The 24,660-nt window shown below is 49.5% G+C and carries 20 protein-coding genes; 9 read left to right on the top strand and 11 right to left on the bottom strand.

The window, feature by feature from the left end; all coding sequences use genetic code 11:
• Positions 1-15: 15 nt before the first annotated feature.
• On the bottom strand, positions 16-558 hold the full coding sequence (locus AC5FX6_RS09775; protein ID WP_493596864.1) for a hypothetical protein: 543 nt from the start codon (positions 556-558) through the stop codon (positions 16-18).
• Positions 559-1,100: 542 nt separating this feature from the next.
• Between AC5FX6_RS09775 and AC5FX6_RS09770 the strand changes: the two genes are divergently transcribed.
• The 5 genes from AC5FX6_RS09770 (at position 1,101) to AC5FX6_RS09750 (ending at position 6,191) form a co-directional block, all read left to right on the top strand.
• Positions 1,101-1,382 carry an ATP-dependent Clp protease adaptor ClpS gene (locus AC5FX6_RS09770; protein WP_493596863.1) on the top strand — a complete coding sequence of 94 codons (282 nt, stop codon included), beginning with the start codon at positions 1,101-1,103 and terminating at the stop codon, positions 1,380-1,382.
• A gap of 11 nt (positions 1,383-1,393) precedes the next feature.
• Positions 1,394-2,002: a recombination mediator RecR gene (gene recR, locus AC5FX6_RS09765; RefSeq protein ID WP_007660826.1), complete on the top strand. Its 609-nt coding sequence runs from the start codon at positions 1,394-1,396 to the stop codon at positions 2,000-2,002.
• A 181-nt stretch (positions 2,003-2,183) separates the two neighbouring features.
• A complete protein-coding gene (locus tag AC5FX6_RS09760; protein WP_493596862.1) occupies positions 2,184-3,392 on the top strand; it encodes a pyridoxal phosphate-dependent aminotransferase in 1,209 nt (402 codons plus the stop codon).
• A complete protein-coding gene (locus tag AC5FX6_RS09755) occupies positions 3,392-4,411 on the top strand; it encodes a bifunctional heptose 7-phosphate kinase/heptose 1-phosphate adenyltransferase (protein ID WP_493596861.1) in 1,020 nt (339 codons plus the stop codon). The genes AC5FX6_RS09760 and AC5FX6_RS09755 overlap by 1 nt, the downstream gene beginning before the upstream one ends.
• A complete protein-coding gene (locus AC5FX6_RS09750) occupies positions 4,392-6,191 on the top strand; it encodes a TrkH family potassium uptake protein (protein ID WP_493596860.1) in 1,800 nt (599 codons plus the stop codon). The genes AC5FX6_RS09755 and AC5FX6_RS09750 overlap by 20 nt, the downstream gene beginning before the upstream one ends.
• A 332-nt stretch (positions 6,192-6,523) precedes the next feature.
• Here the strand turns inward: AC5FX6_RS09750 and AC5FX6_RS09745 are convergent, their stop codons facing one another.
• The 5 genes from AC5FX6_RS09745 to AC5FX6_RS09725 form a co-directional block, all read right to left on the bottom strand.
• On the bottom strand, positions 6,524-7,618 hold the full coding sequence (locus AC5FX6_RS09745; RefSeq protein ID WP_493596859.1) for a porin: 1,095 nt from the start codon (positions 7,616-7,618) through the stop codon (positions 6,524-6,526).
• Between the two features lie 18 nt (positions 7,619-7,636).
• Entirely contained in the window at positions 7,637-8,674 is a 1,038-nt protein-coding gene (gene hemE, locus AC5FX6_RS09740) for a uroporphyrinogen decarboxylase (RefSeq protein ID WP_493596858.1), read from the bottom strand.
• A 170-nt stretch (positions 8,675-8,844) separates the two neighbouring features.
• Positions 8,845-9,087 carry a MarC family protein gene (locus AC5FX6_RS09735; protein WP_493596857.1) on the bottom strand — a complete coding sequence of 81 codons (243 nt, stop codon included), beginning with the start codon at positions 9,085-9,087 and terminating at the stop codon, positions 8,845-8,847.
• On the bottom strand, positions 9,038-9,445 hold the full coding sequence (locus AC5FX6_RS09730; RefSeq protein WP_493596856.1) for a MarC family protein: 408 nt from the start codon (positions 9,443-9,445) through the stop codon (positions 9,038-9,040). The genes AC5FX6_RS09735 and AC5FX6_RS09730 overlap by 50 nt, the downstream gene beginning before the upstream one ends.
• Before the next feature lie 182 nt (positions 9,446-9,627).
• Entirely contained in the window at positions 9,628-10,245 is a 618-nt protein-coding gene (locus AC5FX6_RS09725; protein WP_493596855.1) for a MarC family NAAT transporter, read from the bottom strand.
• A 150-nt stretch (positions 10,246-10,395) separates the two neighbouring features.
• Here AC5FX6_RS09725 and AC5FX6_RS09720 point away from each other — a divergent pair, with 150 nt between their 5' ends.
• Together AC5FX6_RS09720 and purE are read left to right on the top strand one after the other, a co-directional pair.
• Positions 10,396-11,526: a 5-(carboxyamino)imidazole ribonucleotide synthase gene (locus tag AC5FX6_RS09720; protein ID WP_493596854.1), complete on the top strand. Its 1,131-nt coding sequence runs from the start codon at positions 10,396-10,398 to the stop codon at positions 11,524-11,526.
• Position 11,527: 1 nt separating this feature from the next.
• Entirely contained in the window at positions 11,528-12,055 is a 528-nt protein-coding gene (purE, locus tag AC5FX6_RS09715; protein ID WP_116542015.1) for a 5-(carboxyamino)imidazole ribonucleotide mutase, read from the top strand.
• A gap of 77 nt (positions 12,056-12,132) precedes the next feature.
• Here the strand turns inward: purE and AC5FX6_RS09710 are convergent, their stop codons facing one another.
• The 4 genes from AC5FX6_RS09710 to AC5FX6_RS09695 form a co-directional block, all read right to left on the bottom strand.
• Positions 12,133-12,828 (bottom strand): hypothetical protein, encoded by a 696-nt coding sequence (locus tag AC5FX6_RS09710; RefSeq protein ID WP_493596853.1) that lies wholly within the window; start codon positions 12,826-12,828, stop codon positions 12,133-12,135.
• A gap of 46 nt (positions 12,829-12,874) precedes the next feature.
• Positions 12,875-14,116, bottom strand: a complete 1,242-nt coding sequence (locus tag AC5FX6_RS09705; protein WP_493596852.1) for a porin family protein — start codon at positions 14,114-14,116, stop codon at positions 12,875-12,877.
• Between the two features lie 498 nt (positions 14,117-14,614).
• Entirely contained in the window at positions 14,615-16,543 is a 1,929-nt protein-coding gene (dnaK, locus tag AC5FX6_RS09700) for a molecular chaperone DnaK (RefSeq protein WP_493596851.1), read from the bottom strand.
• A gap of 296 nt (positions 16,544-16,839) precedes the next feature.
• Positions 16,840-19,560, bottom strand: a complete 2,721-nt coding sequence (locus AC5FX6_RS09695) for a S8/S53 family peptidase (protein ID WP_493596850.1) — start codon at positions 19,558-19,560, stop codon at positions 16,840-16,842.
• A 575-nt stretch (positions 19,561-20,135) separates the two neighbouring features.
• On the opposite strand from AC5FX6_RS09695, the gene AC5FX6_RS09690 reads away from it, so the two are divergent.
• Positions 20,136-23,321 (top strand): WD40/YVTN/BNR-like repeat-containing protein, encoded by a 3,186-nt coding sequence (locus tag AC5FX6_RS09690; protein WP_493596849.1) that lies wholly within the window; start codon positions 20,136-20,138, stop codon positions 23,319-23,321.
• Between the two features lie 149 nt (positions 23,322-23,470).
• Here AC5FX6_RS09690 and AC5FX6_RS09685 read toward each other — a convergent pair whose 3' ends face one another.
• The gene (locus tag AC5FX6_RS09685; protein WP_493596848.1) at positions 23,471-23,941 is read right to left on the bottom strand and encodes a hypothetical protein; all 471 of its coding nucleotides are present in this window, start codon (positions 23,939-23,941) and stop codon (positions 23,471-23,473) included.
• Between the two features lie 204 nt (positions 23,942-24,145).
• On the opposite strand from AC5FX6_RS09685, the gene AC5FX6_RS09680 reads away from it, so the two are divergent.
• On the top strand, positions 24,146-24,655 hold the full coding sequence (locus AC5FX6_RS09680) for a PepSY domain-containing protein (RefSeq protein ID WP_493596847.1): 510 nt from the start codon (positions 24,146-24,148) through the stop codon (positions 24,653-24,655).
• Positions 24,656-24,660 lie beyond the last annotated feature (5 nt).

Raw genomic sequence — 24,660 nt, 5'->3', positions numbered from 1 at the left:
CTTCAATTGATAGACCTACTCCACTTCAAAACTCCTTGGTAATTCAAAGCTCAGCGGTTTATTACGGCTGTGGATCTGCTCCAGAAAATTGTCAAGCTCGTCTTTGTACTCGAGATGATAGTCTTCGTGGAGGTTCTTGTGGATAAGCTGGATAGTACGCTGCAACAGACGGGCCGTGGCGGTATAGAAGGCTTTGTAATAGCTGTCGAACTGGCCGGTGAAGTTGTCGAAAATCAGGCGCAACAGGTATAGGTGCAGGTCGGTTTCCAGTTTGACGTCCTTGGTAATGCGCTTGAAACGGGCAATCTCTTTGGCTGACTTTCGCAGCGACTTAGTGAGAGCACGGCCCAGGTAACGACCCGTGGTGCCGATCATGAGTTCATGAATCTTTTCCGCGGTCTGCTCATAGGCCTCTTCCGGCGTGAGTTCGCCCAGTTCGATTGCCAGCAAATCGTACAATTCCCCGTCGCGTCTGGCGGCTTTGAGTATAATCGCTTCCTTTTCTTTGTCGCTCAGCTGCTTAACAGCTTTTTTAAAACCAGTAGAGACGGTAGGCATAAATTTTCAGGCAAATTAATTATGATAAGGCCAAAACGGTGACAGTATGTTATGGTTGCAACCGCAACGGCTGTACCTGTAAAACTAGGCAAAATTGACGGGCTGTTCAAGACGGGGTGATGGGAAAACAATCATCTATAACCACCCTCGCTCGCGTCCCGCGAGCGAGGGCTATTCAGTGGCGTCCCGCCACTTATGCCGCAGGCACAAACCAAAGCGGCCATTCGCATATCCCGAACACTTTCGGGAAGTCCGCCTAACAGCTCACACTCGCGGGAGGCGAGCGAGGGCTATTGCAATCTGAAGGTACTCATCGCTTCGTGAAAATTCAGATTTCTCACTTATCGAGGGCCCTTACCTCCAGTTCGAATTGACAGAGGAGGAGTAATTTATACCTGTAAATAATCACCTTTACAGGAATTATGCCCGGCTCCGGATTGTTTTAACCTATACCTTTTTTTGAATGGATGGGGCTTAACGGGAGTCCTGTTTTATAGCGACTTTCGTTTCCGTGGCACCATAAAAATTCGTAATTTTGCACTATGAATATTGAGACAGAAATTTTACATCAGGACGATGTCGCCTTGCTCGAAGAGAGCACCGATCTGCATAACCTGATTGTGTATAACGACGATATAAACACGTTTGACCACGTGATCGCCACATTGATCAAGGTATGCGGCCATTCGGCGGAACAGGCGGAGCAATGTACGCTGCTGATCCATTACAAAGGCAAGTGCACCGTAAAGGTAGGGTCTTACGAAGAGCTGGCAGGTATGTGCACCGCCCTTCACGACAAAGACCTTTCGGCCAATATAGAGTAGCGGGAGGCTGAATGGAATTTCCATCTAAATTGATTGAAAATGCCGTAGAGGAGCTGGCCAAGCTCCCAGGCGTGGGGCGCAAGACTGCCCTGCGATTGGCGCTGCACATGCTCAAAGAGGAGTCTGAAGAGACCTTCCTGCTGGCCGAAGCGCTGGTGAAAATGCGCACCGAGGTGAAGCACTGCAAGCAATGTCACAACATATCTGACACAGAGGTATGCGGTATCTGCCTGAACCCACTGCGTGACCGTAGCCTTTTGTGCGTGGTGAGCGACATCCGGGATGTGATCGCGATCGAGAATACTTCTCAGTTCAAGGGCCTGTACCACGTGCTAGGTGGCGTGATCTCTCCGATTGAAGGTGTTGGCCCATCGGACTTGCACATCGACTCGCTGCTGGAGCGCCTGCCGAACTCTGAGGTTAAGGAGATTCTGCTGGCGATCAGCCCAACCATGGAAGGCGACACGACTGCTTTTTACCTGACACGCAAACTCCGCGACCACAACGTGCGCATCACTACGATAGCCCGTGGTGTGCCGGTAGGAGGGGAGTTGGAGTATACTGACGAGATAACCCTGGGACGAAGCATCGTAGAGCGCACGTCCTACGGCAAGAACTAAAACTCGCGGCTTATAATAGCTGGAAAAGGACATGCGAATAGCGTGTCCTTTTTGTTTGGGGGGTAGGTTTAGGTATAAGTATAGCTATGGCGCGAGTGTGGACGCTCGCGCCATATTCAACCCCCATTTCACTGGTTTTCTCTTGCATTATATTAACTTTGGGGCTTAATTCAGAACAAGCATGCAGCATACAGCATCAAACATACTTTCAGATAGAATCATGGCGCTGTCGGAGTCGCAGACCATCGCGATGGCCAAAAAAGGACGTGAACTTGCCGCGCAGGGCTATGATATCATCAACCTGAGCTTCGGTGAGCCTGATTTCCAGACGCCGCAATACATCAAAGACGCCGCCAAGCAGGCCATTGATGATGGTTTTACCTTCTACACACCGGTACCGGGTTTCCCGGCGCTTCGTCAGGCCATTGCCGATAAATTCAAGCGCGATAATAATTTGGACTATGGTCCGGAGAACATTGTGGTGTCGACAGGGGCCAAGCAATCTATTGCCAATGCGGTGATGTGTCTGGTGAATCCGGGTGACGAGGTAATCATCTTCTCGCCTTACTGGGTGTCGTATGAAGAGATCGTGAAACTGGCCGAAGGTACGCCGGTGCCGTTGCAGGGCCGTTTGGAGAATGACTTCAAAGTAACGCCGGAGCAGCTCGAGAATGCCATTACCTCCAATACCAAAGTGGTGATGTACTCTTCGCCTTGCAACCCGACCGGGTCTGTGTTTGACGAAGAAGAGCTGCTGGCGATTGCCAAAGTGCTGGAGAAGCACCCGCAGGTATACATCATTGCCGACGAGATTTACGAGTACATCAACTTTGGTGGTAAGCACGCCAGCATGGCCAGCTTCGACTTCATCAAAGACCGTGTGATCACGGTGAACGGCTTCTCGAAAGGCTATGCCATGACGGGCTGGCGCGTGGGCTATATCGCGGCGCACAAGGACATTGCCACAGCCTGCGAGAAAATGCAGAGCCAGATTACGTCTGGTACCTGTTCCATCGCCCAGAAAGCGGCTCATGCGGCACTGTTGGGTGGAAATGAATCAGCTTTGGAAATGCGTGACGCTTACCGTCGTCGTCGTGACCTTGTGCTGGAGATCATGCAGGATATACCGGGCTTCAAGACCAACGTACCAACCGGCGCATTTTACATTTTCCCGGATGTGAGTTACTATTTCGGAAAGAGTTGCAACGGCAACATCATCAGTAGTGCATTGGACCTGAGCTTATACCTGCTCACTGACGCGCATGTGGCGCTGGTGAGTGGCGAGGCCTTTGGGTCGCCGCAATGTATCCGTTTCTCTTACGCCACATCCGACGATAAACTAATCGAGGCACTCCGTCGCATTAAGGTGAGCCTCGCCAAATTGCAGTAATGAATCAGCATACCAATCTTGAAGATATTTTCAGTGCCTTCGATCGCCTGACGGTGCTTATCGTAGGTGACGTGATGATTGACTCCTATCTCTGGGGTAAGTCGACACGCATTTCACCGGAAGCACCTGTGCCGATCGTGAACGTGGTGAAGCGTGAGAAGCGACTGGGCGGAGCGGCCAACGTGGCCCTGAACGTGCAGGCGATGGGCGCAACCCCGTTGCTTTGCTCCGTGATCGGCGACGATCCGGACGGTGGTGATTTTCTGCGCCTGATGGAAGAGCGCAATCTCTCCACAGAAGGCATTGTACAGAGTCCCGAGCGGATAACCACTATCAAGCACCGCATCATAGCCGGTGGACAGCAGTTGCTGCGCGTGGACGCTGAGATTGAGCACAACCTGGCCGACTACGAAGAACGCCATTTGGAGGCGCATTACCTGAAACTGCTCGACCGTGCCGATGTGGTCGTGTTTGAGGACTATGACAAAGGTGTATTCTCAGAGCAAAACATAGCTCGTTTCATTGAGCTGGCAAACCAGCGAGGTATACCAAGTGTGGTGGACCCGAAGAAGAAAAACTTCCTGAATTACAAAGGCTGCACGCTTTTCAAGCCGAACCTGAAAGAGCTTAAGGAAGGCCTGAAAGTAGACTTCGCCGACGAAAACCTGTCTGCTTTTGAAGAAGCGGTTGCACAGTTGCAAGAGCGCCTGACTACGAAGCAGGTGCTCGTGACACTTTCGGAGCGTGGTGTATTTGTGGCCAATGGAGACGAAAAGACTTATATACCAGCGCACCGCCGTTCTATTTCCGACGTGTCTGGTGCCGGTGATACCGTGATCAGTATTGCGGCGCTTTGTATGGCGCTGAAAACTTCGTTGCCTTTTATGGCCGGCCTTAGTAATCTGGGTGGCGGACTGGTATGCGAACAGGTAGGGGTGGTGCCTGTCGACAGAAACCGCTTGTATGCGGAGGCGAAGGAAAACAGTTTATACGAAAAGCATGAACACCGAACAGCTTAACAGGCTTCTTTACGGCAGTAAGCTGCAGGCGTATAAGTTGATGCGTCGCACAACTTATACCCTTACCATTCTGGCAATAGGGCTGCTCATCTATGCCCATGGTGTAGTGGAAGATCCTGATGTACTGCAGTATCTTTTCTATGCGATTGATGGAATACTGGCCATCTTTGTCATCATTTATTTCCTGCGCATACTCTATACCTTCGAACGAATCAAGTTCCTACAGCGCACCTGGTTTGAGGGTATTTTGATGGGGATCATTTTCTTTAACCAGATTTCGACCTATCTCTTCAATTATCCCTTAGTTTACAACCTTTTTGAGGGTATAGGTATACCGCTATCTGTTGAGTTATACCGCATCCTGGTTTCACTTTACATGCTGGTGTTGCTAGTAGTTGAGCTCCTGGAAACAAGAGTGCACCTGAAAACACTACAAATAAAGCCGGGTATTACGTTCGTTCTAAGTTTCTTACTCATCATATTGGCAGGCACAAGTCTTTTCATGCTGCCCAAAATGACGAATGCGCCGGAAGGCATGCGTTTTATCGACGCCCTTTTTATGGCTGCCAGCGCTACCTGTGTGACAGGTTTGGCTGTGGTAGATCCAGGCACCTATTTTACATTTGCAGGACAGGTTGTTCTGCTCATACTGATTCAGGTTGGTGGTTTAGGTATCCTGACGTTCGCCACTTTTTTTGCATCGCTTATGCGACAAGGGATAGGGATTAAGCAACACGTGGTCATGCATCAGCTGCTTGAAAGCGAGTCTCTGTTTACTACCAAAGGGCTTTTACGCAAAATCATTATTATAACGCTTACAATCGAAATGATTGGAGCTTTTATCATATTCGCTACATGGGGGCCTTTGGCACAGTTTGATAACTTAGGTAGCAAAATCTTTTTTTCAGTCTTTCATGCTGTTTCGGCATTCTGTAACGCTGGCTTTTCTCTTTTTCCAGAAGGTATTTATACCGAGCCAATTCGCTTTTCGTACGTACTGCACCTTACACTAGCCGTTCTGATTATTTTTGGAGGCATAGGTATGCCAACTATAATTGATGTGCTTTCTCCGAAAGCAATGCGGGCACGTATGGATACACCTTGGAGAAATTGGAAGCTGATGTCGCGGGTGATCATCTATACATCCGCTGGCTTGATTGCTTTAGGAACAGTTGGCTTTTTCTTGTTAGAGTATTTTAATACCCTCTCACATCTAAGTTTAGTTGAAGCAATTATTACATCGTTTTTTCAATCGGTAACTACTCGAACAGCCGGTTTTAACACAGTAGACATTTCAGCGCTTAATGTGCCAACACTGCTGATGTTCATTTTCCTCATGTTCATTGGGGCATCACCGGGGTCTACGGGGGGCGGTATAAAAACAACAACGTTCACAGTTATTTTGCTCTCCGTAGCAGCTACCATCCGCAACAAACGCAATATTGAAGTCGGTCACCGGACTATACCGCATTATATATCCTACAAGGCCTTTTCCGTTTTTACGTTTGCCGCTGTGATCAATATTTTGTTCATTTTCATCCTCTCAATTACAGATGCACAGTTTGACATCATGCGGATAGCCTTTGAACAAGTATCAGCATTCGCTACGGTAGGTCTTAGCACAGGTATAACCGCAGGTCTCTCTGATGCCGGAAAGACGATTATTATCCTATCCATGTACATTGGTAGAGTAGGCACACTCACGCTTGCTTTTGCCTTAAGTACCCGTGCATTGACGACGGCATACAAGTACCCAGAAACACATTTGGCAGTTGGTTGATGTTATCATAAATCGTAGGGCTCCGGATGGGCCATCCAGGCAATTACATTGTTTGTAACATCATGTGATCCAACATGAATGGTGTTAGATGCATCTATATATCCTATATCAACACACCTTTCACCCTCAGTGGCTTCTATTGTCAAAATAATGGGTTTGCCTATACTTGGAAGTTCATCTTCGACTTTTATCCATTTCATATAGAGAGGGAGTTCCGTTTATTTAACTATTGATATTAGATCAACATGATGCCTTTGTTAGCATGCAGGCTTCATGAAGAGACTAATAGGCAATAGTTTTTTTACGGTTCTATACGCAATAATGTAGGCAAACTACCTTTTTAAGCGGAGGGCAATGGAAGAAAGGAAAACGAAGTTGCTGGAAGAAGCGCCTGTGCCTTTTTCGAAAATGTCATTTTGCCCTTTCAGCCAACGGGCTTCCACACGGCAGACTACATGAGGGTACGGATTATAATCGGCGTTGGCTGATAGGCCAGTGGTCCGGAAACCACTTGCTCCTACAGGGGCCGTTATAATCACCTCATTTCTGTCGGAGTAGTGTTCGGCGCGGGCAGCCACAGCCCATGCTTCGCTGAGCTTATACTGTGCGATCAGAACCGGACTATACCACGTGTGGTAACTGCTGCTACCTTTACTTTGTTGCTGTATACCTATATCAAATCCGGCAATCAAAGTGGTTCTTTCACCTATACCGAACTGCCCATAAAAGTTGTTGAAATAACGCATCCTGCGGACAGCATCCGGGTCGTCGGTGCCGATGTAAGTGCTCCAGTTCAGGGTCAGGTTGTCGTGCGGGGCAAAATTCACCTGCGTACCAAAGGAGGGCAGTGAGTTGCCCGGCACCCGTCGGATGCGCTGCCATCCGTTGACTACCAGTGCAGCCAGCGTCCAGGCAGGAGTAGGGGTATAAGTCAGCTTGGCTCCTGAAAGGAAGTATGGTGAATTCTCGGCTAGAAGGGAACGACTAAGCGTGAGGTTGTCGGCTGAGATAGCGCTTTCGAAACCAATGTGGGAACCCATAATACCGGCATCCAGCCATACAGTTGATTGCTGGTTCAGCGCTATACCTGCGTTAGCCTCAAACACATGGCGCATCACTTCATCTTCAGCGGCATAGTTATCAGATGCGTAGGTGCCGACCTGCAACGCCAAAGCGCCTCTATACCTGTTGTGTTCCACTGTAGCACGAAGCAAACCGAGGTTCAGGTTAAACTCGTTGTGGCGGTTGTGATTGTAGAGAAAGGGTTGTCGATAGCCTGCGGTAGGCTTGTTGAAATCGTAGGCATAAAAAATGTCGGCAAATCCTTCGAAGCGAACTTCAGGACTTGCCGACATCGTAGTATCTGTTTGAGCATAAGCCGTGATGGTGCTGAGAAGTAATAGGGTTAGTATGACGGCTCTTATCACGGCTCAATCCGAATATTTCTAACCCCTTACGCCGCTATACGCCTTCACCGTTTGGATGAAGCATTTCACTTTCTCCGGGTCGGTGTCCGGGTATACACCATGACCAAGGTTGGCGATGTGGCGCTGCGGACCGAACTCCTTCAGCATGTTTATCGTCTCACGCTCAATTGTTTCGAAAGAGCTGTAAAGCAAGCACGGATCCATGTTGCCCTGCAGGGTCTTGTTCGGACCAACCTGCGCTCTGGACGTTTTGATGTCCATATTCCAGTCGAGGCCGATGGTTTCGCAGTTCAGTTTGCTGAAATCCTCCAGCGCAAAGAAAGCACCTTTGGCGAATACCGTTACCGGCACATCGTTGATGGCGTTGCAGATCTCGCTGATGTAGGGCAAAGAGAACTCACGGTAATGCGCTGGGGTGAGTATACCTGCCCACGAGTCAAATACCTGTATCAGGTTGGCGCCTGCTTCTACCTGTGCTTTCAGATAAGCAATAGTGGTATCGGTGATCATGCGCAGCATCTGATGTGCCAACTTTGGGTTGGTGTACAGCAAACCGCGTGCATGCGAGAATGTCTTGGAGCCGCTACCCTCTACCATATAAGCCAGAATCGTCCATGGCGCACCGGCAAAACCGATAAGTGGCACACGGCCGTTCAGGGCTCTTTTGGTTACCTTAATGGCTTCCAATACATAGTCCAGGTGCTCATGCGGGTCAGCTACGCGAAGGCGAGCCAGGTCCGCTTCTGTACGGATCGTTTTCGGGAACCATGGTCCACGTTTCTCTACCATTTCGTAAGTACAGCCCATTGCCTCCGGCACCACCAGGATGTCAGAGAAGATAATGGCAGCGTCTACGTCGAGAATATCCACGGGTTGGATGGTCACTTCAGCGGCCAGATCCGGTGTCTCCACCAGTTCCTTAAATCCGCTCAGGCTTTCGCGTACAGCTCTGTATTCAGGTAGGATGCGGCCGGCCTGGCGCATCAGCCACACCGGAGTACGTTCTACGGTTTCTCCTTTGGCAGCTCTTATAAGCAGGTCATTCTTCAATTGCATGGCACAAAGATACGTTAAAAATGCTGACTGTCGGAAGATGATTGTTATCATCTAATGGCAGGGCAACTATCATGTTAAATTGGTGTACTCTGTGCGGTGTGAAGTGGTTGGGAATTTTTGGCGGGTATAGCCAAAACGGAAGCGCTTTATACCGCTGTGAATAAAAGCCCCTATATACCTGTCACAATAAAGTTCACCCCGATCGACAGCACCATAAAGCCCATAATACGTGAGAGTGCCGATAGGCCCGCTTTACCCATAAACTGGAGTAACTGGTGCGAGAAAATCAGAATAACATAAGCCACCACAGCTAATGCAACAATGGCTGTTACGACTAGACCCAGATCAGTGATACGGAGGGCATCAGAGTAGAGGCTGATGCTCACGGCAATGGCGCCCGGGCCCGACAGCATCGGCATAGCCAGTGGCGCGAAGGAAATGTCTTCTTTCTGCATACTCTCTCATCACACCTTTCGATACTTTTTTGCCACGGTGCGCCTTGCTGGAGAGGAGCTCAAAACCAGCCTTCATGATCATCAGTCCGCCGGCTATGCGGATATCATGCAGCCGGATGCCAAAGAAGTTAAGCACGTACTGCCCGGCCAGAAAGAATACCCCCAGAATGAGCGCCATGTAAATGCAGGCGCGCAGTGCTTGCTGGTTGCGGTTGGAGGGAGTGTCGTCTTGGGTAAGCGTCAAAAAAACGGGCATGGCCCCAAAGGGGTTTACCACACTAAATAAGGCCGAAAAAGTGGCCAGCATCATTTCCATAGCTTGGTCAGGTTGTTTTCTGATGCAAAGCTAGGATGGTGAAATTACGCCTGCGTTACCGCCGTATTGTATGATTGTTAAGTGTAAAGATATTTTCTCGTGTGGCGATGATTAAAGCTTAAATAAGCTTAATGTCATGACCACGAAAATCCTGTAAATCTTTTAATCCTGTACATCCTGATCTACGACAAAAACAGCGCATAAATGGCGGACACAATGAAGTTCACACCGATCGAAAGCACAATGAAGCCCATGATACGTGATAGTGCCGACAGACCGGCTTTGCCCATGAAGCGGGTCAGCTGCGTCGAAAAGCGCAAAATCACATAACTGATCGCAGCCAGCAGAATGATGCCTACCAGAATCAGGGTCATATCCCAGAAGGAAAGGGAGGTGGTGAACAGACCGATACTCACCGCAATAGCGCCCGGACCGGAAAGCATAGGCATGGCCAGCGGCGTGAAAGAAATATCTTCTTTGTGCTGCGCCTCTTCCACCACATCCGGCGATACTTTCTTGTTGCTGCCTCCGGGCGTGAGCAATTCAAAACCGGCACGCATGATCATCAAACCACCGGCAATGCGCAGGTCGTGGATGCGGATGCCAAAGAAGTTGAGCACGTACTGTCCTGCCAGAAAGAACACCGCCAGTATACCGACCATGTAAAGGCAAGCCTTGAGCGCCTGTTGGTTACGCTGGGCAGGCGTGTCGTTTTGGGTGAGCGTCAGGAAGACCGGCATGGCCCCGAATGGGTTCACAACGGAGAAGAGGGCAGAAAGCGTGGCAAGAATAATTTCCATGGGAGCGATAAACGTATAACCTCCAATATAGTTTTTAATCGATATAAAACCAAAGGCTATCCTTACCAGGTATAGAAAATGACTTGGAGGAGGGCGGATTAAAACATTATCCTTAATTTTGGGTGGAACAACACCCTAAGCAACGATACTATGAAAGGAGAAGTAAAGCTCGGGATACTGGGCGGCGGACAGCTGGGCCGCATGCTCATTCAGGCCGGACTCGATTTTAACCTCTATACCCTGGTGCTCGACCCCGACGAGAACGCCCCTTGCAAAGATGTGTGCCACGAATTTTACGTAGGCAGTTTCCGAGACTTTGACACGGTATATGAGTTCGGTAAGAACTGCGACATCGTGACTATCGAGATTGAGCACGTAAATGCCGATGCTCTCGAGAAGTTGGAACAGGAAGGCGTGAAGGTATACCCGGATGCTAAGACTGTCCGCACGATCCAGGATAAAGGACTTCAGAAAGAATTCTACAAGAAACACGCTATACCTACTGCCGATTTCAGAATCCTGAAAGACGCCGAAGAGCTGAAAGCAAATACCGATTTTCTGCCTGCTTTCCAGAAGCTGCGTCGCGAAGGCTACGATGGCCGTGGCGTAACCAGACTGCAGAGTGATGCCGATCTGGGCAAGGGCTTCACAGAACCGTCGGTGCTGGAGAAATTGGTGGACTTCGAAAAAGAAATCTCCGTGATCGTGGCCCGCAACGCCAACGGACAAGTAACGGCTTTCCCGGTAGTGGAGCTGAGCTTCCATCCGGAGCACAACCTGGTAGACTCACTCTTTGCGCCTGCCAATGTGCCTTACAAATTGCAACGTCTCGCCATTGAAATTGCTACCCGTGTAATCGAGTCGTTTGACATGGTCGGAATATTGGCCGTGGAGATGTTCCTGACCAAAGACGGACAGATACTGGTAAACGAAGTCGCGCCTCGTCCGCACAACAGCGGGCACCATACCATCAAGGCCAATTATACCTCGCAGTATGAGCAGCACCTGCGAGCTATCCTCAACCTGCCACTAGGCAGCACTGATATCCAGAGTGCAGCTGTTATGCTCAACCTGTTGGGTGAGCCCGGCTACGACGGCGAAGCCAAATACGAAGGTTTACAGGAGGCCCTGGCCGTGCCGGGTGTGTACATTCACCTCTATGGCAAAAAATATACCCGTGCCGCCCGCAAAATGGGGCATATCACTGTGCTGGGCACCGACTTGAAGGAAGCGCAGCAACGGGCAGAATCAATCCGAAACATCATCAAAGTAATCGCATAATATGGCCAACGAAACCACAACTACGCAGCCGCTGGTAGGCATCATTATGGGCAGCCAGTCCGATATGAAAGTAATGGATGCTGCAGCTGAGATACTCGAGAATCTGGGCGTACCTTTTGAGATCACCATTGTGTCGGCGCACCGCACCCCGCACCGCATGTTCGAATATGCCGAGCAGGCCCGTAAAAAAGGACTTAAAGTAATAATCGCCGGAGCCGGTGGTGCAGCGCACCTGCCAGGTATGGTGGCCTCTATCACGACACTGCCTGTTATTGGGGTGCCAGTGAAGTCGAGCAATTCCATCGATGGTTGGGATTCCGTGCTGTCTATCCTGCAAATGCCAGGCGGTGTGCCTGTGGCTACAGTAGCCCTTGATGGCGCCCTCAACGCAGGTATACTGGCCGCTCAGATCATCGGCACTTCCAATGCCGCGGTAGCTGACAAACTGGAGAAGTATAAGGTTAGCCTCAAAGACAAGGTGATGCGCTCGGTAGAAGAGTTGCGTCGTGGTGACAGAGACCTTGATTAAAAATAGCTTCGATTAAAACAGAACGGCCCGCAGCATATTTGCTGTGGGCCGTTCTGTTTTAACATATATGAGTTCAATTAAAAGTAGTATCCTACACCAATATTTGTAGAAGCTAGGCTGAAGCTAACATTCAGGTTTTTCTGGGTGTTCTGGTCAAACATAAATGTGATGGGATCTTGATTTGGACCATTGCCTATTCCATGGGTATAGCTTATCACATTGGTCTTTAATTCTATACCTAATTTTGCTTTCGGGAAAAACACAACTCCCGGTGCAAAACCCGCATAAAGATTTTGAATCTTCGTACTCGTCAGATTATAGGATTCATATAGTGGAGCTCCATTTTCATCTGTTGTTTGTGTTGTGTAATCCCTTTTAGTTACTGTTCTGGCATAGCCGGCAGTACCTTCCGCAAAAAAGGCTAGCTTAGGAACGATCTCCTGGTAGTAGCGTGCAACCGGTCCAACACCAACAGAACGCTCTCGGGTATAATTAAGCAGTACCCGGGAAGTCTGGTTATTGACTGTGTAGACTGCATAATGATTGTTGGTTCTGTAGCTTGAGTTATAAGATGCACTTAAGCCCAGCATCCAGTTGTCTGTTACAAAACGGCCGGCCACTGGCTTTAAATTGAACGAGTTCATTTTGATCCCAGTAGTCTCATTGTAGCCACCACCAAGAGTACCTCCTATGTAAGCATTGCCTAACTGTACTTGCGCGTGGGATATGCCATATACCACACAGCAGATAATAAAGAGTAAGATTTGTTTCATGAGGTGCAAGATAGCACGCTAAACTTAATTCGCTCTACCTACAGTACTAGAAAGTATAGCCTGCTACCAGGCTGAAGCTCCTGATGCTTGTTACCAGATTAGGGATGCTCGAAACTCCATCAGTTACTTCATAGCGGGTTTCCAGGATCAGCGCTTTGTTATTTATCGGATAACTAATTCCGGCGCCTCCCACAAGGCCATACATATACCTTTTAAAGCCATTATTAGGGATCGCGTCCGATTTCTCTGTGTACCCACTGGAATGGAAGGTGCTGCTGGTTGTTCTATACTGATCGGCCTTTATGGCATAAGAGAACGAGGCGCCTGCATTGAGGTAGGGCTTTAGCTTACCGATAGGAAAGGTATAGCGCAGTTGTACCGGTAATTTCAGATAATCAAGATTAAACATGAGTCTGTGATTTGTTGTCCTGCCCACGTTGTAAACTTCATCCAGTTCGCTTTCAAACTTGTATGGAGCATAAAGCAACTCTGTCTGTAATGATAGTTTTTCGCTGATTTTAGGGGTTGAAAAGTTAAAACCTATCCCGCCTCCTATACCTAATCCTGTACTGCTATGCTCGCCTTTGGAATAGTGGTGCTGACCATCAAAGTGCATAGCGTTGATGGAATAGGTGAGCACAGGTATTATGGTCACCTTAGTTTTCGTCTCTGTCTGTTGGTGCACGATGTTACTTCCCATGCACTGATTATACTCCTTTATTACTAGCATAAGCGAACGGTCTCTCAGAGCAGTGTTTTTTAATCGAGCCTCTCTGAAATCGGGACAATCGGATAAGGCTGATGCCAGTGTACCGATGTATATCTGATCGACCATTTTGTAAGTTTTGCCTGTTCTCTCATCCTTTCGGTTGTAGGTATGCTGTACCAGTTCAACCAAAGTTCCTTGGTCTTTCGACAAGTAGAAGTGGTCGTAGTCAGCAGCGTCGCGGTAGGTATAGAGACTGGCTTTACCCTTGATCAGGGCCTGAAGAAACAGCTGTTGCGCTGGTTGCGCCTCCGTCGCCGGTATAGTGTGCGTTTCGTATACCTTCTGCTCTTTAGTAAAGCCGTAACCTGTCAGCTGCGTAGGGTCGAACTCCTGCTCGGGTGCCTGCAGGTCTGCTTTAAAAGTGGCGATCCTGGAACTACGGACTGCGCCCCGGTAATCTACGTAGCCCTGCAGGGTGTCGCTGTTCTGAACAATGTAACCTGGGCGAAAATCTTTTTGGCCAAAGGCTGTTGAAATAGCGAGTAACACGAGAAGAGGAATAAGGTAAAGTTGTTTCATTTTAAAGCATTAAAGTAGTTTGTGTCGCTTAAAAGATGCAGCCCGCTAGCAGGCTGAAACTGTGAATAGGCAGGCTAGCTCCCGGAGGTGAGAGATGCCTTCGGCTGTTTCGTACCCCGCCTTCAGAGAAAAGGTTTTGGTTCGCTAATATGAAAAAGAACTCCTGCTCCGCCGCCTAGTCCAAAATTGCCTTTTCTGAAAATGCCATATAGGAATGAACAACTGCCTGGGGACTTGTTTTGAAGCTAGTTGTTTTAGAGTACCGGATGGCATCACGATAGTCTACATGGCTGCGTAGAATAACAAGTGGAGGCTTGTTGTTTTCAGGGATTGAACATTCACCATGAAATATAGAGATAAATAAATATTTTTCAGAAACCAGTCAGAAAATTGTTTTGAGAGGTGTGCCTATCAGTTTGTTGACCTTCAGAAGTCTACAAAAAAAAATCCCCTGCCGAGATTCTCGACAGGGGATTTTGTATGAATTTGTGTTAATGCTTATTTCTTACCGCCGTCTACTTCTTCGTAGTCAACATCGGTTACACCGCCATCATCAGTTGCGGCGCCTTGCGGACCACCAGCCTGCTGACCGTTTCCGGCTGCAGCACCTTCCTGTCCGGCACCGGCTGCATACATCTCCTGAGAGGCTGCCTGCCAAGCGTTATTCAGGCTTTCAATAGCTGCGTCAATACCAGCAATGTCTTTGGCTCCGTGCGCGGTCTTAAGCTGACCCAGCGCACCTTCGATGTTAGACTTGTTGCCTTCAGACAGCTTCTCGCCGTACTCTTTCAGCTGCTTCTCGGTTTGGAAGATCATGGAGTCAGCTGCGTTCAGCTTCTCGATCTCTTCCTTCGCCTTCTTATCTGACTCAGCATTAGCTTCCGCTTCCTGACGCATTTTCTCGATCTCCTGTTCGCTCAGACCAGAAGAAGCTTCGATGCGGATCTTCTGCTCTTTGCCAGTCGCTTTATCCTTAGCCGTTACATGAAGGATACCGTTGGCATCGATGTCGAAGATAACTTCGATCTGCGGAACACCACGAGGTGCTGGCGGAATACCGTCCAGGTGGAAGCGACCGATCGTACGGTTGTCTTTCGCCATTGGGCGCTCACCCTGCAGTACGTGGATCTCCACTGATGGCTGGTTATCCGATGCAGTCGAGAAAGTCTCAGACTTCTTCGTTGGGATCGTTGTGTTAGACTCGATCAGTTTGGTCATCACACCACCCATTGTTTCGATACCCAGTGAAAGCGGGGTTACGTCCAGCAGAAGTACGTCTTTTACTTCACCTGTCAGTACACCACCCTGAATCGCAGCACCGATGGCTACAACTTCATCCGGGTTCACACCTTTAGAAGGCTTCTTACCGAAGAATTTCTCTACTTCTTCCTGTACCTTAGGGATACGGGTTGAACCACCTACCAGGATTACCTCGTCGATGTCAGAAGTTGACAGACCAGCGTCCTGCAGGGCCTTCTTGCAAGGCTCCATCGAGCGACGGATCAGGTCGTCAGACAGCTGCTCGAACTTAGCGCGTGTCAGTTTGCGCACCAAGTGCTTTGGCACACCGTCCACTGGCATAATGTATGGCAGGTTGATCTCTGTTTCGTTTGAAGAAGAAAGCTCAATCTTCGCTTTTTCAGCAGCTTCTTTCAAGCGCTGCAAAGCCATTGGGTCTTTACGCAGATCCAGGCCTTCGTCGTTCTTGAACTCGTCTGCCAGCCAGTTGATGATCACCTGGTCAAAGTCGTCACCACCCAGGTGTGTGTCACCGTTCGTAGAAAGTACTTCGAACACGCCGTCACCCAGCTCCAGGATAGAGATATCAAATGTACCTCCACCTAAGTCGAATACTGCGATCTTCTGGTCTTTGTGTTTTTTGTCGAGGCCGTAAGCAAGCGCTGCTGCTGTTGGCTCGTTGATGATACGCTTCACTTCAAGGCCTGCGATCTGACCGGCTTCTTTTGTTGCCTGGCGTTGCGCATCGTTGAAGTAAGCTGGTACCGTGATAACCGCTTCTGTTACCGTTGTGCCCAGGTAGTCTTCTGCAGTAGCCTTCATTTTCTGAAGTACCATTGCCGAGATCTCCTGTGGTGTGTACTGGCGGTCGCCGATCTCTACACGCACGGTGTTGTTACCACCCTGGATCACTTTGTAAGACACCTGCTTTGACTCTTCGCTTACTTCATTGTAGCTGTGGCCCATGAAGCGCTTGATCGAAGCGATCGTGTTTTGCGGGTTTGTGATTGCCTGACGTTTGGCAGGGTCACCTACCTTACGCTCGCCTTTGCCACCGTCCAGGAACGCGACAATAGACGGAGTAGTTCTGCGGCCTTCGCTGTTAGGAATAACCACTGGCTCGTTACCTTCCATTACGGCAACGCAGGAGTTGGTTGTACCTAAGTCAATACCAATTATCTTTCCCATTCTATAGTTTTATAATGATTCGATTACAATTTCTTTTCACTGTTGCTAGCACTATTACAAGGGATGTGCCAAGGCGTATTTTGTTGTTTTTTTATGTCATTCTGTCACAAGTGCAGGATGGAATATTCTTTTTGTCGTTTTTCGTCAAGCATAATTTCTTCTACCCAGACATATTTACCTGCAACCGACCAGGTATAGAATCTCTTCGGCGTTAAGCTTTATACCTGTATCCTGCTTCACTCCATAAAAAAGGCCCTCACTCCAGAGGGCCTTTTCAATTTGCTGTTCAGATAATTTTAGCGTGCGATCACCATTTTCATGGTAGCGGTTTTCCCGTTCGTATTGATTCTGTACAGGTATGTGCCACTTGGTAGCGTGCTGCCATCAAACTGCACCTCGTGTTTTCCTGACGGTTTTCTTTCAGATACAAGCGTTCTGATTCGTTTACCCATCACATCCATCACATCCACTGTCACAAAGCTATCCTCTTCCAGACCAAACTGGATGGTAGTGGTTTCGGCAAATGGGTTAGGGTAGGCGATGGCTTTCGCATTGGCAGCTTCAGCTACCTGCATGGCTGATGTCGTTGCGGCAGCAAGTTCATTCCAGCCGTTGAAAGTGCGTGTCACGATGACGGCAAATTCAGCGCGTGTCACGTTTGCTTTTGGTTTGAACGTAGCGTGAAGCACCGGCTCCATGTCATACGGCCCTTGCGTAACAGTATAGAAAGCATTGATCAGGTTCAGTTCAAGTGCCACACTCACATAGCCTTCTAAGCCGGCAGGTATATCCTGTGCATCTTCTATCGGGTAAGTGGTGCCATTCAGCGTTACAGTTGGCGCAGTGCCATTTCGCTTAAGTGCTTCTGCTTCCTGACCAAGCGCCTGTACCAGTGAGTAAGCAAGACTTGCTCTGCTTACAGAACCGTTCGGACTGAATTTACCAGCAGAAGTTGGTGTCATCATGCCGTTGGCAGTATGGAAACCGTCTCGTAGAGCAGCGCCTTTTGCTGTAACTGACTCAGCTAGCAGTTTTTGAGCTGCGGATACGTCAGTGAAAGAAACTGCTCCATCCGTCGGGATGTACTGGCGTACGCCCTGACCCATCATGAGGTAATCCGCTAACTCAATGCGCTTCAGGAGGGCATCTGGCTTAAAGGTCCCATTGCTGAGTCCATCTGCTAGGCGATCCCCAACGGCCAGTTCAATGGCTGCTTTCGCCGGATGGCTGGCAATGTCACTCAGTCCTGTTGAGCCCAGGATCTGCGTCTGTGCAACCTTCACATCGATCGCTTCAGGAAAGCCAGCGCCTTGCAAACCGTATACTACTGCTTTCCAGGTACCGGCCATCGGGTTGCTCACCGCAACCACTCTGTCAGTATATAAAGTGAACAAGGCTGATATACCTGAGCCGTAGGTAGTGCCATCAGGGGCAACCAGTCGCAAGCCCACAGGGTTACCCGTCTCACCCAACAAACCTGTTGCATTCATCTTCGCCTCTATACCTGTCACGCCTTCTGCCACATAAAATGCGCTTTCATTGGTGGCAGTTGTTGCAGGATTGTAGTCGATGCGCATGGTCTGAGCCGCTACAGAGGAGGTAATATTGCTGTTGAATTTTCTGGTGATGTTAAGTTGAGAACCAAAGGAAGTGCTTCTTAAAATATGGTCGACAGCGGCATAGGCGTTTACATAGCCAGCACCTACTTCCCAAGGCTCACGGCCCGGTATGTTAGTAGCGGTCTGCTGCAAAATTGATTTCACCTGATCCGGTGTCAGTGCCGGATTCGCTTCGAGTATAAGCGCAATGATGCCGGCTACGTGTGGAGTGGCCATGGAAGTGCCGCTCATGTGGGTATAGAACGGAACCTCAGCAGGCTCAAGCGTTTCCACATCTTGTTGGGCTGCTAGCGAAGCGACTGGACCGATCACTCTGGTAGAAACTACATCCACACCCGGACCAACGATGGTTGGTCTGTTCTCTACTGTCCAGGTCTTGCCATCGTAGGTTAAGGTTTCTTTATGGTCCTTCACGCCTCTGGAAGAAAAATCGGCCAGTCTGCCGTAGCGGTCGCCAGCACCAACAGAAATTACCCACGGCGCAATGGCATATGGGTTGTGGGTATCAGAACCAGGACCTTCGTTGCCAGCGGCAAATACAGAAATAATGTTCTTTTTATAAGCTGCCAGAGAAGCAACGTTTACAGGGTTGTTCGCATCAAATGGGCCTGATGTACCCCAGGAGTTGCTGATAACACGGATACCATAACGGGCTTGGTTCAGCATCACCCAGTCATAGGCGCCAAGGGCATCCAGAATGAAAAGCGCACCGCCGGATCCATAACCGATCAGGTCAGCTCCTGTGGCTACGCCTGCATACTTGCCTTTCGACATAGTGCCCAGTCCTCCTACAGAACCTGCGCAATGCGTGCCGTGGCCTGAGTTGGTGTCTGTGTTAGGAACATTTTCTAACCAAGTAGGTGGCAGAAGCGAAGAAAGGCCATTCAGGTTGGTGGTGCCGAGTACGTTCTGTTTTAGGTTTTTACCTAGCTTCAGATCTTCGTGTGTACCATCAACACCACTGTCATTGATAACAACTGTTACACCTTTGCCAGAAACTGGTAGTCCACCGTTTCTGGTTGTTATCTCCATGTCGTTGCGTAGTCTTTGTACACCCGTCAGGTGGGTGTCGTGGTGATTGAAGTAGGTCAGTCTTTTATTCAGATAAAGCGATCGCACCTGCGAATTTCTAGCAAGTGCATCTACCTGTGCAGGGGTAGCCAGCACACCCACAATCGGCAAGGACTGTAAAGAGATGCCAGTAGTGATGCCGAGCAGCTTGAGCGATAAAATATTGCTGGTGCTCGGTGCTTTATCTCCGTGGAAAGTAACAATTACTTGCTGTGGCAGGATCGAGGAGCGCAGTGCCTCCCGCAAATCCGGGTCGACCGTAGCCTGTGCAAAAGCACTACTCACAAAGAAGAATAGTGCAGCAACCAATGTAAAGAATTTGTTCATAGGTGAGATGTTTTTAAGTTAGAAATAGTACTGAATTAGTAAGCTGAAATAAGTGACTATCCTTAAAATAATAGATGATCTGCTTTATACTTGGTTTGCATTATATTGGTTTGTAGAATTTAGTACAGGATGTATATTTTATAATATACTGTATTTCAATGGTTAAACACCTTGTTTTTGAGTTGAGGAAAGACTCTTGGATATTTATAATTTAGTATTTTTTTAAGTTATACTAAAGATGTGTATTTAAGGTATTAAAGCTGGAATGTTTTTCCTTATTTGTATTTTTACCGGGAGTTTTACGCAGGGAATGAGGGACAAACACGTAATCGATGTTGGGAATCCCTTTTATAGAGTGCAATTTTATTTCAAAAGCCTCTGGCAGATGTTACTTGTTAAGCAAACTGAAAAAAATGCGGCATGTTCGCTGGCGTATGTCGCAGTTCTGGTTTCACATAGAATGTTCAAGCTGAAGGGGGCTAAGGCCGAGTGGTTGTCTTTATTTGCTATTCTGGCTAAACTTTTATAAATCAGTTGATCAAACAAAAGTCTATTAACCTATCGCTCACCTTTACATGAAAAGAATCTTCTACAAAACAGGTACGGCTGCCTGTTTGCTACTGACCTTTGCCTTGGCAGCACCCGAGGTAGCCGCCCAGAAACAAAAGCCCCGCAGCAGCAAACAAAAAGAAGTGACAGCTCCTTTTGATGCTAAACTGTACAATGGCATCACCTGGCGTTCCATCGGGCCTTTCCGGGGTGGACGCTCTGCTACTGTAACCGGTGTGCCGGGCAAACCAAACCTCTACTACATGGGTACCGTGGGAGGTGGGGTATGGCGCACGACGGACGGTGGCTCTACTTGGGAAAACATCTCGGATGGTTTCTTTGGGGGTTCCATCGGCGCGGTGGCCGTTAGCGAAGCTGACCCGAATGTGATTTATGTGGGCGAAGGAGAGAAGACCGTACGGGGCAATGTCTCGTCAGGGCATGGCATGTGGCGATCCGTGGATGCCGGCAAAACCTGGGAGCAGATCGGATTGAAAGACTCGAAGCACATCGGTCGCATCCGCATCCACCCGACAAATCCTGACATCGTGTACGTGGCCGTGATGGGCGATCTGTATAAGTCGCACGAAGAGCGCGGCGTGTTCAAAAGTACCGACGGTGGTAAAACCTGGAAGAAGACACTGTTTGCCAACAAAGACGCTGGCGCCGTGGACCTGATCCTCGACCCGAACAACCCGCGCCACCTGTACGCCACGACCTGGAACGTGCGCCGCAACCCTTTCAGTCTGTCGTCGGGTGGTCCCGGATCAGGTATATGGAAAAGCACCGACGGTGGTGAGACCTGGAAAGACATCTCTAAAAACGAAGGCCTGCCAAAAGGTACGCTGGGTATCATAGGTGTAACGGTATCGCCGGTTAACTCCAACCGCGTGTTTGCGATGGTGGAAGCCGAAGAAGGCGGCCTGTTCCGCTCCGACGACAGCGGCCTGACCTGGAAGAAGGTGAACGACGACCGCAACCTGCGTCAGCGGGCCTGGTACTATACCCGCGTGTATGCTGATCCGAAAGACGAAGATGTGGTGTACGTATTGAACGTGGCCTATCACCGCAGCAAAGACGGTGGCAAGACCTTTACCTCTGCCTACGCAGGCCATAGCGATCACCATGATCTCTGGATAGCCCCTGAAAACCCATCACGTATGGCGATTGCCGACGACGGCGGTGCACAGGTAACATCGGATGGTGGTATGAACTGGAGCACGATGAACAACCAGCCCACCGGTCAGTTTTACCGCGTCGTAACCGACAATCATTTCCCATACCGCATCTACGGTGCGCAGCAGGACAACTCGACGGTGCGCATCAGTCATCGGTCCACAGGCTGGAGCATCTCAGAGAAAGACTGGGAAGAAACAGCCGGCTCGGAGAGTGCCCACCTGGCCGTGAATCCGGAGAATCCGGAGATTGTATATGGCGGTAACTACGGTGGCTTTTTGTCACGCGTAGACCACAGCAACGGGCAGGAGCGGGTGATCAACGTGTGGCCAGACAATCCGATGGGGCACGGTGCGGAGGGTATGAAGTACCGCTTCCAGTGGAACTTCCCGATCATGTTCTCGCCTAACGATCCGAAGAAACTCTATACGACGTCCAACCACGTGCACGTGACCTATAACGAAGGGCAGACTTGGGAGCTACTCAGTCCGGACCTGACACGCAATGACTCCACCAAGTTGGGACCATCGGGCGGACCGATCACCAAGGACAACACCAGTGTGGAATACTACGGCACCATCTTCGCCATCAACGAATCGCCGGTAGAGCCAGGCGTGATCTGGACAGGTTCGGACGACGGACTGATTCACGTGACCCGCGACAATGGCAAGAACTGGACAAAGGTGCAGCCAAAGGGCATGCCGGAGTGGATCCAGATCAACAGCATCGAGGCGCACCCGACCCAAAAGGGAGCAGCTTATGTAGCCGCTACCATGTATAAGTCCGGCGACTTCAGCCCATACCTGTACAAAACAACCGACTACGGCAAGACCTGGACGAAGATCACGGCAGGTATACCAGGCCACCATTTTACCCGCGTCGTGCGCGCCGATCCGAAGCGTGACGGTTTGCTGTATGCTGGTACCGAGTATGGTATGTATGTGTCGTTCAACGACGGACAAAGCTGGCAACCGTTCCAGCTGAACCTGCCGATTGTGCCGATCACGGATCTAACCATCAAAAACGACAACCTGATCGCCGCCACACAGGGCCGCAGCTTCTGGATCATCGACGACCTGACGCCGCTACACCAGCTGAACGAAGGTATAGCCAAGAGCAAATTCCATCTGTACAAGCCACTGGACACTTACAAAATGGACGGCGGCAACCGGGGCCTCTCCAAAACGGAAGGCGAGAACCATCCGGGTGGTGTAATGGTGCATTACTACCTGCCAACCAAACCGGACTCGGCCATGGTGGTACAACTCGAGATCATGGACCAGAATGGTAAACTGATCCGCAGCTACGCCAGCAATGCCAAAGAAAAAAAGGACCAGCTGACAGTGAAAGAAGGTCTGAACCGTTTCGTGTGGGACATGCGCTACCCGGAAGCTAGTCGCTTTGATGGCATCATCCTGTGGGGTGGTGGCTTGCAGGGCCCCAAGGCTATACCTGGAAATTATAAAGCAAAGCTGACGGTAAACAAGGAAAGTCAGGAAACAGCCTTTACTATTCTGCCTGATCCGCGCACCAAAGCCACGCCGGAAGATAGAGCAGCGCAGTTCGCTTTCCTGAACGAAGTGCGCGACAAGCTAACCGAAACGCATGATGCTATCAAAGACATCCGGACGATGCGCGCCCAGCTCAACACCTTAAAGGGGAACCTGAAAGGGCAGGAGAGTTACAAGGATGTAGTGGAGTCTGCTACGGCCATCGACAAGAAGATCACGGCTATTGAAGAAGCGCTCTATCAGACTAAGAACCGCAGCGGCCAGGACCCGCTCAACTTCCCGATTCGCCTGAACAACAAACTGGCGAACCTGGTAGGACAGGTGAGCACCGGCGACTTCCGCCCGACAGATCAGGCCTATGCTTTTAAAAAGGAGATCACTGCTCAGATTGACGAGCAGCTGAACTTGTTCAAGCAAGTGCAGGCCCAGGATGTGCCAGCGCTCAACAGGCTGGTAAAAGAAAAAGGTGTGGATGCAATATCTGTGAAGAAAGCAGAAGCTGCTCCGGCAACAGGATCCTTGTAAGATATAGCCTATACCTGAATAAACAGAAAGCCCTGCCAGTAAAGGCAGGGCTTTCTGTTTTTAGAAACAGGAAATTTGGGGCTGAAAGAAAAGGTTTAATCTAAAGATAGCTTCGACCTATAGTTTCAGGTATAGCGAGGTATACATACCTATTTTTTCTCCACGATCAGCTGTGCCTTTTGCACTTCTCCTTCATGTGCCTGACCTGGGTAGGGCTGCACACCTTTCAGCGTAAACTTGTAACTGACATCGCCAACTGCTGCCTCTACGGTATGTATTTCTCTTGCCCCTTCAGTTCCGCAATCACCGATGCAGAGCGCGATGTTCTCGTTAACGCCTTGGCTGTTGGAAGCCCGCAGCGCAATAGTGGCATTCCCAGCTGTCACACAAGTGACATCAGTTGGGCAGCGGGAGTCCTCTATGCTTTTCAGGGAAACGATCAGGCGGCGAGGCACCTCATCACCGTACAGCGTGACTTGACCGAACTGTTGTAAAAGCACTTCCTGCCCAAACTTCAGGTCGCCGGCTTCTTTCTTAAACTCCGTGGTTTCGTAAGATTCCTCTTGTTGGCATTGCGTAAAGAGTGCCAGAGCCAAAAGAGGATAGAACAATTTAATCATAGTAGTATAGGTTAATCAACCCTAAGATTCCTTAAAACGGGGAATGGTTGCAATTAGTATTCAAAATTTAAAGACTAGTGTCGCCACATTGTTTATCTCCGTCAATTGTTGGATATTGGGCTTTTATACCTATCCTGATCTATCTAAGTGAGTACCAGTACTGCCACCCTTCTAAAACAAAGAGTAAGAACGCTTGCCGATAGGTTGCGCAACTTTCGCGTGTACCACCGTTATCTGGGGCTCTTTCTGGGTGTGTTTATTCTGATCAGCAGTGGCACAGGTATCCTGCTAGGCTGGAAGAAGGATGTCGATCTGCTGCAGCCGCCCACTCAAAAGGGAGCCAGTACAGACTTGCAACAGTGGCTGCCACTGGCTGAGTTATCAGCACGATCTCTTGCTGGCCTGGACTCAGCAAAGTCAATCAGCAACAACCCCATCGACCGCATCGAAGCCCGCCTGGACAAAGGTATTGTCAAGACCATCTTTGAGGAAGGAAGCTGGGAAGTGCAGTTGGACGCGAGTACCGGCAAAGTGCTTTCCGTGGCCCGCCGTCACTCCGACTGGATTGAGAAAGTACACGATGGCTCCATCATCAGTGATCTCTTTAAGTTGGTGTCGATGAATGTGCTCGGCTTTGGACTGTTAGTCCTTTCCATTACAGGTTTCTTCCTGTGGTTTTATCCTAAACGGATCAGAAAGATCAAGAGTGAGTAAGCGGA

The sequence above is a fragment of the Pontibacter sp. LHS2 genome, assembly GCF_058932845.1.
The sequence above is the reverse complement of the archived record's forward strand: the minus strand, read 5'-3'. Positions and strand labels throughout refer to the sequence as shown.

Bases quoted from the DNA above. Each gene is read 5' to 3' on its own strand.
- AC5FX6_RS09725 (WP_493596855.1), bottom strand. From the start codon at position 10,245: ATGGAAATTATTCTTGCCACGCTTTCTGCCCTCTTCTCCGTTGTGAAC.
- AC5FX6_RS09775 (WP_493596864.1), bottom strand. From the start codon at position 558: ATGCCTACCGTCTCTACTGGTTTTAAAAAAGCTGTTAAGCAGCTGAGC.
- AC5FX6_RS09760 (WP_493596862.1), top strand. From the start codon at position 2,184: ATGCAGCATACAGCATCAAACATACTTTCAGATAGAATCATGGCGCTG.
- hemE (WP_493596858.1), bottom strand. From the start codon at position 8,674: ATGCAATTGAAGAATGACCTGCTTATAAGAGCTGCCAAAGGAGAAACC.
- AC5FX6_RS09710 (WP_493596853.1), bottom strand. From the start codon at position 12,828: ATGAAACAAATCTTACTCTTTATTATCTGCTGTGTGGTATATGGCATA.
- AC5FX6_RS09750 (WP_493596860.1), top strand. From the start codon at position 4,392: ATGAACACCGAACAGCTTAACAGGCTTCTTTACGGCAGTAAGCTGCAG.
- AC5FX6_RS09705 (WP_493596852.1), bottom strand. From the start codon at position 14,116: ATGAAACAACTTTACCTTATTCCTCTTCTCGTGTTACTCGCTATTTCA.
- AC5FX6_RS09690 (WP_493596849.1), top strand. From the start codon at position 20,136: ATGAAAAGAATCTTCTACAAAACAGGTACGGCTGCCTGTTTGCTACTG.
- AC5FX6_RS09695 (WP_493596850.1), bottom strand. From the start codon at position 19,560: ATGAACAAATTCTTTACATTGGTTGCTGCACTATTCTTCTTTGTGAGT.
- AC5FX6_RS09720 (WP_493596854.1), top strand. From the start codon at position 10,396: ATGAAAGGAGAAGTAAAGCTCGGGATACTGGGCGGCGGACAGCTGGGC.
- AC5FX6_RS09770 (WP_493596863.1), top strand. From the start codon at position 1,101: ATGAATATTGAGACAGAAATTTTACATCAGGACGATGTCGCCTTGCTC.
- AC5FX6_RS09730 (WP_493596856.1), bottom strand. From the start codon at position 9,445: ATGGAAATGATGCTGGCCACTTTTTCGGCCTTATTTAGTGTGGTAAAC.
- dnaK (WP_493596851.1), bottom strand. From the start codon at position 16,543: ATGGGAAAGATAATTGGTATTGACTTAGGTACAACCAACTCCTGCGTT.
- recR (WP_007660826.1), top strand. From the start codon at position 1,394: ATGGAATTTCCATCTAAATTGATTGAAAATGCCGTAGAGGAGCTGGCC.
- purE (WP_116542015.1), top strand. From the start codon at position 11,528: ATGGCCAACGAAACCACAACTACGCAGCCGCTGGTAGGCATCATTATG.
- AC5FX6_RS09685 (WP_493596848.1), bottom strand. From the start codon at position 23,941: ATGATTAAATTGTTCTATCCTCTTTTGGCTCTGGCACTCTTTACGCAA.
- AC5FX6_RS09755 (WP_493596861.1), top strand. From the start codon at position 3,392: ATGAATCAGCATACCAATCTTGAAGATATTTTCAGTGCCTTCGATCGC.
- AC5FX6_RS09735 (WP_493596857.1), bottom strand. From the start codon at position 9,087: ATGCTGTCGGGCCCGGGCGCCATTGCCGTGAGCATCAGCCTCTACTCT.